Source organism: Synechococcus sp. R70.1 (assembly GCF_047461675.1).
GTDB lineage: Bacteria > Cyanobacteriota > Cyanobacteriia > Thermostichales > Thermostichaceae > Thermostichus.
Genome location: NZ_JANSHR010000090.1, coordinates 87,827 through 91,699, shown reverse-complemented (window position 1 = coordinate 91,699; position 3,873 = coordinate 87,827). Strand labels below are relative to the sequence as shown.

At 58.9% G+C, this 3,873-nt stretch carries 4 protein-coding genes; all 4 read right to left on the bottom strand.

Annotated features, from left to right (window positions below):
• The coding region (locus NW807_RS09910; RefSeq protein ID WP_414425999.1) for an AMIN domain-containing protein at positions 1–1,040 on the bottom strand (1,040 nt) is incomplete at its 3' end.
• Between the two features lie 233 nt (positions 1,041–1,273).
• The gene (locus NW807_RS09905; RefSeq protein WP_414393031.1) at positions 1,274–2,026 is read right to left on the bottom strand and encodes a type 4a pilus biogenesis protein PilO; all 753 of its coding nucleotides are present in this window, start codon (positions 2,024–2,026) and stop codon (positions 1,274–1,276) included.
• Positions 2,026–2,733: a PilN domain-containing protein gene (locus NW807_RS09900; protein ID WP_414425998.1), complete on the bottom strand. Its 708-nt coding sequence runs from the start codon at positions 2,731–2,733 to the stop codon at positions 2,026–2,028. Before NW807_RS09900 ends, NW807_RS09905 begins: the two co-directional genes overlap by 1 nt.
• A gap of 26 nt (positions 2,734–2,759) precedes the next feature.
• Positions 2,760–3,873 (bottom strand): type IV pilus biogenesis protein PilM (gene pilM / locus NW807_RS09895; protein ID WP_414425997.1); only part of this gene is annotated, 1,114 nt, incomplete at its 5' end.

Here is a 3,873-nt window from a genome sequence, read left to right as displayed (position 1 = left end):
GCCTGCAACTGTTTTAGCCGCAAGATAAAGTTGAATGTCTCCTGTAAGGGCGAGTCTTGCACGTCCAGAGAGATGGTTAGATCGGGTGGGACGTCGTTGAGCACCACGTTCAACCCTGCTCGCCGCACCAACAAGCTCAGCACATCGCCCACAGGAGCATCTTTCAAGGTCAAGCTAATCCTGGCATTGGATCCGAGATCCACTGTAGGTGGATCAGGCAGGATTGTGCCAACGGCAATATCGCCAGCAGGAGGAGCCACAGCTCTCCCCTGGAAGGGGGATCCAGTGGGCAAGCTTCCTGGCGGCAATTGCGGTTGGTTAAGCTGGCCCACGGAGGGCACCTGAGAAATGACCGGCCTAGGAGAAGCTGGCTGAGGAGTAGGAGCTGTCTGAGCTGGCGGGGAAGAGGGGGAGTTTTGGGCAAGAGGCTGAGGAGTAGCAGCTGCCACGCGGGGAGAAGGAGAGTTTTGAGCAGCCGGAGAAGAGGCAGGGGTTGCCGGTGGGGCACCAGGCTGAGCTCGAGTTGGCGAGGCTGGTTGATTGGGCACTACTTCTTGGCTGGGCGCTGCAGCTACAGGAGCTGGCAGGGCAGAGGGCAAGCCCTCAAACTCGAAGACCAACTGCGTTGGGCTACGCTGGGCCAGCAAGCCTTGGGGAGCTGCCGCAACGCCGGCAATTTCTACCCGCACGCTGTCACTACCTATTTGCTTGGCTTCGATGAAGCGCACTCCCGGCAGGGGAGAATCCTGACGATAGCGGCCTTGACCTCTATCCAGTTGGGCATTGGCGATATCCCCAATCCAAGACCGGCCCTGTTGGGTAAAGAACACCTGCGGACGGGCGCCCCCCGTGGTTTGGATCTCCAGTCTCATGCGGTTGCCGTGGGGCACTAGCCGAATATCGGTGATACGGCTGAGGCTTTGCGGATGGGTGGAGGTCAATTGTTGGGCAGCAGCCTCATCAGGCCGGCTTTCTACGGCCAACAGGGGCAGAGAAAGGATCAAGCTCAATGCCCATCCCCAAGCAACTCGACGGCTCATTATCCTCACACCTCACGCCCTTGTCCAAGCGTGTTCCTGCTTGACCTTCAGCACAGGTCTAGGCCGTGCTTCCCTAATCAAAGCCGAAATTTTAGCTTTTGCCACTACCTGTAGAGGCTTTTTTCTCCAATCTTCCCTACAGTCACACTAGATAGATGTCCCTCACCTCTGGGTTGCCCCTTGCGACAGAGCCCGCTGTCAGCCACCAGAGCCTAAGCAGGGTTCAGGCTGACCTATTGACCGGGTGCTGGCTGCTCTGGTTCAGATTGAGTAGGGGCGGGCTGTTCTGGTGCAGGGGAGGGTTGTCCTTCGGGCGCAGGGGCAGTACCCAAGGGAATGTCTTTGTTGTAGTAATAGGCGGTCAAGTCGAAGGCGACGTTCAGCTCCCCCCTCCCTTGAACGGGATTGAGGGAGAGGTTGCCCACGCGGAACAGAGCCCGAAAACGCTCGATGTCTCTCATGAGGTTGATAATGTCGGCGTAGGGACCCTGCACTGTGACGCGCGTGGTCTGCACCTGGATGGCTGGAGCAATGATTGCGGGCACTTCGGGGTTGTCCGAAGAAGCCGGCGTTAAAGGAGAAGGTCTGAAACTGAGCAACTGACTGTTAGGTTGCCCTTGCACCAGGCGGTTGAGATCGATCAGGTGAGTGTCGGCATTCTCAGGAGTAGCAAACAAAGCGCTGAGCTGTTGCTGCTGCCCGCGAGCCCTCTCGATCTGGTTGGGCAGATCCTGCAAGCTGGCAATCTGGCCCTGCACCTCCTGCAACTGGCTGGTTTTTTGGGCCACCTCTCTTTCCAAGGCTTGCACTTCTTCGATCAGAGGACGGAGTTGGGTGAAGGCCAGAAAGCCCGCCATGCCCACACCCAAGATTCCAATCAGAAGTCCAATGCGAATGGGAGTTAGCTCGACACCCAGCAGTACCGGCGGCCCTGCTGGAGGTGCCATCAGTTGTTCATCGTGAAAACTTTCCAGCGAGCCAGTCATCAGTTCGCCTCCGCTTGACGCAAGGTACGGATCTTTTCAACTATGCCTATTGCTCCCCGCTGTTCCAGCTCACGGGTAAACTCTGGGTCGGGATCCCCGATAGTCCGAACAGTAACTGTTATGCTGTAAGCAACGCTGGCTTCAGTTTCAGGTGTGCCCTCCGCTCGAGAGGCGCTGTTGAGGACGGCGCTGGTTACGAAGTTGGAATCCAGCAAGGTGAGCAAAAAGTCGTTCACCAAGGGAAAATCCAGCGCCTCTCCTTGTATGCTTACGGTGTCCCCAGAAGCGCTGATGTTGGTTATCCACACCCCTTGGCCAGGGATCCGGCGCCGCACTTCCTCCAAAATGGCTGACCAGGGCTGGATGGATCCCAGGAAAGAGCGGAAGCCCTCCGTCTGGGTGCGAATGGTTTGTAATTCTTGGCTGAGGCCCTGGAGTCGGGTTAACTCGGCATTGGCTGTGCTGAGTTCCCCTTCGAGGCGGGTTCGCTCTGCCCTTAGGGCATCTCTTTGGCGCAAGAAGTGGGCCTGGAAATACCAAAAACCCCCCATGGCCACGGCAGCCGCAGCAAACCCCAGGCCAAGGGCCAGGGCCCAGCTCCCCGCTCCTGCGGCAGTGGGTGGGGCAGCTATTGCCTCTGCCCCTGTCTGGACGGAGGCGGGAACTTCCGGTCTTTCTTTAAGAAAGTTGATCTCTGGGGTGTACATCTGTCGCCTCGCTTAGGTATTGCAGGTCATCCCTTGCCGGCTTCCCGCATGGCCAGACCCAGAGCTACTCCCATCGCCGGGCGCTCCTCTAGAGGCACCTCGATGGAATCCGGCACAAGGATGTTGCCAAAAGGATCCGCCAGCTCTACAGCCATGCCCAACGACTGAGATAGGAAAGCATCCACCTGGCCGATAGTGGCCCCGGAGCCGGCCAGAAAGACCTTCACCACGGGGAAGTTGCTTTCCGTGCTCGTGAAGAAGTCAATGGAGCGCTTCAGCTCATCGGCCAAGTCGGTAACAACACGCGCCACTGCGGCCACGCCTGGGTTGCTGGAAACCGCCTGCCCACCGCCAAGCAAAACCTCGTTGGGGTTGAGCAGGGGTAACCTCAGAGTTCGCAACAGCTCGCCAGTGCGACTGAAGGGCAAACTGAGAGACTGGGTCAGCACCTGCCGCATGTGGACGGTGCCGATGTTAACCGTGCGGGTAAATTGGGGGATGCCGTTGACCAAGATGCTGATCTCGCTGCTGTCGTAGCCGATGGAGCTGAGCAACACTGCCTCTTGAGGGCTGTACTGGAGGAGCTGGTCGCGGATGGTGCGAATGAGGGAGAAGCTGGCCAGCTCCACACAGCGCGCTTTCAGGTTGGCTGCTTGCAGCACCGCCAGGTAGTTGTCCACCACCTCCTTGGGGATTGCCACCAGCAGCACCTCGATGCGCTCAATGCCATCCTGGGAAAGGTCAAGGCCCAGGGGTTGGTAGTCCACATCCGCCTGATCCCGCGGGTAGGGGATGTAGAGTTCCGCCTCCTGCTCCAAAACCACCCGCCGCAGTTCATCGGCAGGCAGATCAGCCGGTAGGCGAAGGAGGCGAACAATGGCCTCCCGCGCCGGCACCGCGGTTGCCACCGGCAAGTTGGTGGGCACCTTGTACTCGCTGAGCAAGTTAGCCAAGCTCAGGCCAACGGTGTTGGGATCGAGGATGCGCCCCTCGGCCATCGCCCCCTCGGGCATTGCCACGCTGTGGTAGTGAGCCAGCCGATAGCGGCCACTACCCTGCTTTTTGAGTTGGGCAACGGCGATGCGCTCGGGGTTAATCTCCACCCCAAGCATGGTTTGGGCTTTGAAACCGCCGAAGAAG